This is a genomic window from Pseudomonas sp. HMSC065H01, assembly GCF_001815235.1.
Taxonomy (GTDB): domain Bacteria; phylum Pseudomonadota; class Gammaproteobacteria; order Pseudomonadales; family Pseudomonadaceae; genus Pseudomonas; species Pseudomonas aeruginosa.
In genome coordinates, this window is sequence record NZ_KV819838.1 from 1 (window position 1) to 5342 (window position 5342).

Sequence of the window (5342 nt, forward strand, 5' to 3'; positions counted from 1 at the left end):
TCGAAACGAAGCTTCATCGAGGTGCTTGACAGCGAATTTGAACGCTGTAGAATGCGCCTCCCGCTGATCGGAGGATGGTTTGAAGGTCGGCGCAAGCGGTTGAGTAGAAAAGAAAATTTTCGAAAATAACGCTTGACGGAACGAGAGGTTGCTGTAGAATGCGCGGCCTCGGTTGAGACGAAAGCCTTGACCAACTGCTCTTTAACAAGTCGAATCAAGCAATTCGTGTGGGTGCTTGTGATGTAAGACTGGTGATCGCAAGATTATCAGCAACGCAAGTAACACTCGTGAATTCGAGAGTTTTATCTCTTTTTAAGAGAATGCGATTGCTGAGCCAAGTTTAGGGTTTTCTCAAAACCCAAGCAGTATTGAACTGAAGAGTTTGATCATGGCTCAGATTGAACGCTGGCGGCAGGCCTAACACATGCAAGTCGAGCGGATGAAGGGAGCTTGCTCCTGGATTCAGCGGCGGACGGGTGAGTAATGCCTAGGAATCTGCCTGGTAGTGGGGGATAACGTCCGGAAACGGGCGCTAATACCGCATACGTCCTGAGGGAGAAAGTGGGGGATCTTCGGACCTCACGCTATCAGATGAGCCTAGGTCGGATTAGCTAGTTGGTGGGGTAAAGGCCTACCAAGGCGACGATCCGTAACTGGTCTGAGAGGATGATCAGTCACACTGGAACTGAGACACGGTCCAGACTCCTACGGGAGGCAGCAGTGGGGAATATTGGACAATGGGCGAAAGCCTGATCCAGCCATGCCGCGTGTGTGAAGAAGGTCTTCGGATTGTAAAGCACTTTAAGTTGGGAGGAAGGGCAGTAAGTTAATACCTTGCTGTTTTGACGTTACCAACAGAATAAGCACCGGCTAACTTCGTGCCAGCAGCCGCGGTAATACGAAGGGTGCAAGCGTTAATCGGAATTACTGGGCGTAAAGCGCGCGTAGGTGGTTCAGCAAGTTGGATGTGAAATCCCCGGGCTCAACCTGGGAACTGCATCCAAAACTACTGAGCTAGAGTACGGTAGAGGGTGGTGGAATTTCCTGTGTAGCGGTGAAATGCGTAGATATAGGAAGGAACACCAGTGGCGAAGGCGACCACCTGGACTGATACTGACACTGAGGTGCGAAAGCGTGGGGAGCAAACAGGATTAGATACCCTGGTAGTCCACGCCGTAAACGATGTCGACTAGCCGTTGGGATCCTTGAGATCTTAGTGGCGCAGCTAACGCGATAAGTCGACCGCCTGGGGAGTACGGCCGCAAGGTTAAAACTCAAATGAATTGACGGGGGCCCGCACAAGCGGTGGAGCATGTGGTTTAATTCGAAGCAACGCGAAGAACCTTACCTGGCCTTGACATGCTGAGAACTTTCCAGAGATGGATTGGTGCCTTCGGGAACTCAGACACAGGTGCTGCATGGCTGTCGTCAGCTCGTGTCGTGAGATGTTGGGTTAAGTCCCGTAACGAGCGCAACCCTTGTCCTTAGTTACCAGCACCTCGGGTGGGCACTCTAAGGAGACTGCCGGTGACAAACCGGAGGAAGGTGGGGATGACGTCAAGTCATCATGGCCCTTACGGCCAGGGCTACACACGTGCTACAATGGTCGGTACAAAGGGTTGCCAAGCCGCGAGGTGGAGCTAATCCCATAAAACCGATCGTAGTCCGGATCGCAGTCTGCAACTCGACTGCGTGAAGTCGGAATCGCTAGTAATCGTGAATCAGAATGTCACGGTGAATACGTTCCCGGGCCTTGTACACACCGCCCGTCACACCATGGGAGTGGGTTGCTCCAGAAGTAGCTAGTCTAACCGCAAGGGGGACGGTTACCACGGAGTGATTCATGACTGGGGTGAAGTCGTAACAAGGTAGCCGTAGGGGAACCTGCGGCTGGATCACCTCCTTAATCGAAGATCCCGGCTTCTTCATAAGCTCCCACACGAATTGCTTGATTCACTGGTTAGACGATTGGGTCTGTAGCTCAGTTGGTTAGAGCGCACCCCTGATAAGGGTGAGGTCGGCAGTTCGAATCTGCCCAGACCCACCAATTGTTGGTGTGCTGCGTGATCCGATACGGGGCCATAGCTCAGCTGGGAGAGCGCCTGCTTTGCACGCAGGAGGTCAGGAGTTCGATCCTCCTTGGCTCCACCATCCAAACAATCGTCGAAAGCTCAGAAATGAATGTTCGTGAATGAACATTGATTTCTGGTCTTTGAACCAGAACTGTTCTTTAAAAATTCGGGTATGTGATAGAAGTAAGACTGAATGATCTCTTTCACTGGTGATCATTCAAGTCAAGGTAAAATTTGCGAGTTCAAGCGCGAATTTTCGGCGAATGTCGTCTTCACAGTATAACCAGATTGCTTGGGGTTATATGGTCAAGTGAAGAAGCGCATACGGTGGATGCCTTGGCAGTCAGAGGCGATGAAAGACGTGGTAGCCTGCGAAAAGCTTCGGGGAGTCGGCAAACAGACTTTGATCCGGAGATCTCTGAATGGGGGAACCCACCTAGGATAACCTAGGTATCTTGTACTGAATCCATAGGTGCAAGAGGCGAACCAGGGGAACTGAAACATCTAAGTACCCTGAGGAAAAGAAATCAACCGAGATTCCCTTAGTAGTGGCGAGCGAACGGGGATTAGCCCTTAAGCTTCATTGATTTTAGCGGAACGCTCTGGAAAGTGCGGCCATAGTGGGTGATAGCCCCGTACGCGAAAGGATCTTTGAAGTGAAATCGAGTAGGACGGAGCACGAGAAACTTTGTCTGAACATGGGGGGACCATCCTCCAAGGCTAAATACTACTGACTGACCGATAGTGAACCAGTACCGTGAGGGAAAGGCGAAAAGAACCCCGGAGAGGGGAGTGAAATAGAACCTGAAACCGTATGCGTACAAGCAGTGGGAGCCTACTTGTTAGGTGACTGCGTACCTTTTGTATAATGGGTCAGCGACTTATATTCAGTGGCAAGCTTAACCGTATAGGGTAGGCGTAGCGAAAGCGAGTCTTAATAGGGCGTTTAGTCGCTGGGTATAGACCCGAAACCGGGCGATCTATCCATGAGCAGGTTGAAGGTTAGGTAACACTGACTGGAGGACCGAACCCACTCCCGTTGAAAAGGTAGGGGATGACTTGTGGATCGGAGTGAAAGGCTAATCAAGCTCGGAGATAGCTGGTTCTCCTCGAAAGCTATTTAGGTAGCGCCTCATGTATCACTCTGGGGGGTAGAGCACTGTTTCGGCTAGGGGGTCATCCCGACTTACCAAACCGATGCAAACTCCGAATACCCAGAAGTGCCGAGCATGGGAGACACACGGCGGGTGCTAACGTCCGTCGTGAAAAGGGAAACAACCCAGACCGCCAGCTAAGGTCCCAAAGTTGTGGTTAAGTGGTAAACGATGTGGGAAGGCTTAGACAGCTAGGAGGTTGGCTTAGAAGCAGCCATCCTTTAAAGAAAGCGTAATAGCTCACTAGTCGAGTCGGCCTGCGCGGAAGATGTAACGGGGCTCAAACCACACACCGAAGCTGCGGGTGTCACGTAAGTGACGCGGTAGAGGAGCGTTCTGTAAGCCTGTGAAGGTGAGTTGAGAAGCTTGCTGGAGGTATCAGAAGTGCGAATGCTGACATGAGTAACGACAATGGGTGTGAAAAACACCCACGCCGAAAGACCAAGGGTTCCTGCGCAACGTTAATCGACGCAGGGTTAGTCGGTTCCTAAGGCGAGGCTGAAAAGCGTAGTCGATGGGAAACAGGTTAATATTCCTGTACTTCTGGTTACTGCGATGGAGGGACGGAGAAGGCTAGGCCAGCTTGGCGTTGGTTGTCCAAGTTTAAGGTGGTAGGCTGAAATCTTAGGTAAATCCGGGGTTTCAAGGCCGAGAGCTGATGACGAGTCGTCTTTTAGATGACGAAGTGGTTGATGCCATGCTTCCAAGAAAAGCTTCTAAGCTTCAGGTAACCAGGAACCGTACCCCAAACCGACACAGGTGGTCGGGTAGAGAATACCAAGGCGCTTGAGAGAACTCGGGTGAAGGAACTAGGCAAAATGGCACCGTAACTTCGGGAGAAGGTGCGCCGGCTAGGGTGAAGGATTTACTCCGTAAGCTCTGGCTGGTCGAAGATACCAGGCCGCTGCGACTGTTTATTAAAAACACAGCACTCTGCAAACACGAAAGTGGACGTATAGGGTGTGACGCCTGCCCGGTGCCGGAAGGTTAATTGATGGGGTTAGCGCAAGCGAAGCTCTTGATCGAAGCCCCGGTAAACGGCGGCCGTAACTATAACGGTCCTAAGGTAGCGAAATTCCTTGTCGGGTAAGTTCCGACCTGCACGAATGGCGTAACGATGGCGGCGCTGTCTCCACCCGAGACTCAGTGAAATTGAAATCGCTGTGAAGATGCAGTGTATCCGCGGCTAGACGGAAAGACCCCGTGAACCTTTACTGTAGCTTTGCACTGGACTTTGAGCCTGCTTGTGTAGGATAGGTGGGAGGCTTTGAAGCGTGGACGCCAGTTCGCGTGGAGCCATCCTTGAAATACCACCCTGGCATGCTTGAGGTTCTAACTCTGGTCCGTGATCCGGATCGAGGACAGTGTATGGTGGGCAGTTTGACTGGGGCGGTCTCCTCCTAAAGAGTAACGGAGGAGTACGAAGGTGCGCTCAGACCGGTCGGAAATCGGTCGCAGAGTATAAAGGCAAAAGCGCGCTTGACTGCGAGACAGACACGTCGAGCAGGTACGAAAGTAGGTCTTAGTGATCCGGTGGTTCTGTATGGAAGGGCCATCGCTCAACGGATAAAAGGTACTCCGGGGATAACAGGCTGATACCGCCCAAGAGTTCATATCGACGGCGGTGTTTGGCACCTCGATGTCGGCTCATCACATCCTGGGGCTGAAGCCGGTCCCAAGGGTATGGCTGTTCGCCATTTAAAGTGGTACGCGAGCTGGGTTTAGAACGTCGTGAGACAGTTCGGTCCCTATCTGCCGTGGACGTTTGAGATTTGAGAGGGGCTGCTCCTAGTACGAGAGGACCGGAGTGGACGAACCTCTGGTGTTCCGGTTGTCACGCCAGTGGCATTGCCGGGTAGCTATGTTCGGAAAAGATAACCGCTGAAAGCATCTAAGCGGGAAACTTGCCTCAAGATGAGATCTCACTGGGAACTTGATTCCCCTGAAGGGCCGTCGAAGACTACGACGTTGATAGGCTGGGTGTGTAAGCGTTGTGAGGCGTTGAGCTAACCAGTACTAATTGCCCGTGAGGCTTGACCATATAACACCCAAACAATCTGACGATTGTGTGTTGTAAGGTGAAGTCGACGAACCGAAAGTTCGCATGAACCGCAAA

At 52.0% G+C, this 5342-nt stretch carries 2 tRNA genes and 2 rRNA genes; all 4 read left to right on the plus strand.

Features of this window, described 5'->3' with window-relative positions:
- Nucleotides 1-370: 370 nt before the first annotated feature.
- The 4 genes from HMPREF3014_RS03935 to HMPREF3014_RS03950 all read left to right on the plus strand — a co-directional run bounded on the left by HMPREF3014_RS03935 (nt 371) and on the right by HMPREF3014_RS03950 (nt 5267).
- Nucleotides 371-1906, plus strand: a 16S ribosomal RNA gene (locus HMPREF3014_RS03935).
- A gap of 64 nt (nt 1907-1970) precedes the next feature.
- A tRNA-Ile gene (locus HMPREF3014_RS03940) sits at nt 1971-2047 on the plus strand.
- Between the two features lie 28 nt (nt 2048-2075).
- A tRNA-Ala gene (locus tag HMPREF3014_RS03945) sits at nt 2076-2151 on the plus strand.
- A gap of 225 nt (nt 2152-2376) precedes the next feature.
- Nucleotides 2377-5267 (plus strand): 23S ribosomal RNA (locus tag HMPREF3014_RS03950).
- Together the 16S and 23S rRNA genes with 2 tRNA genes alongside form the textbook arrangement of a ribosomal RNA operon.
- Nucleotides 5268-5342: the final 75 nt, after the last annotated feature.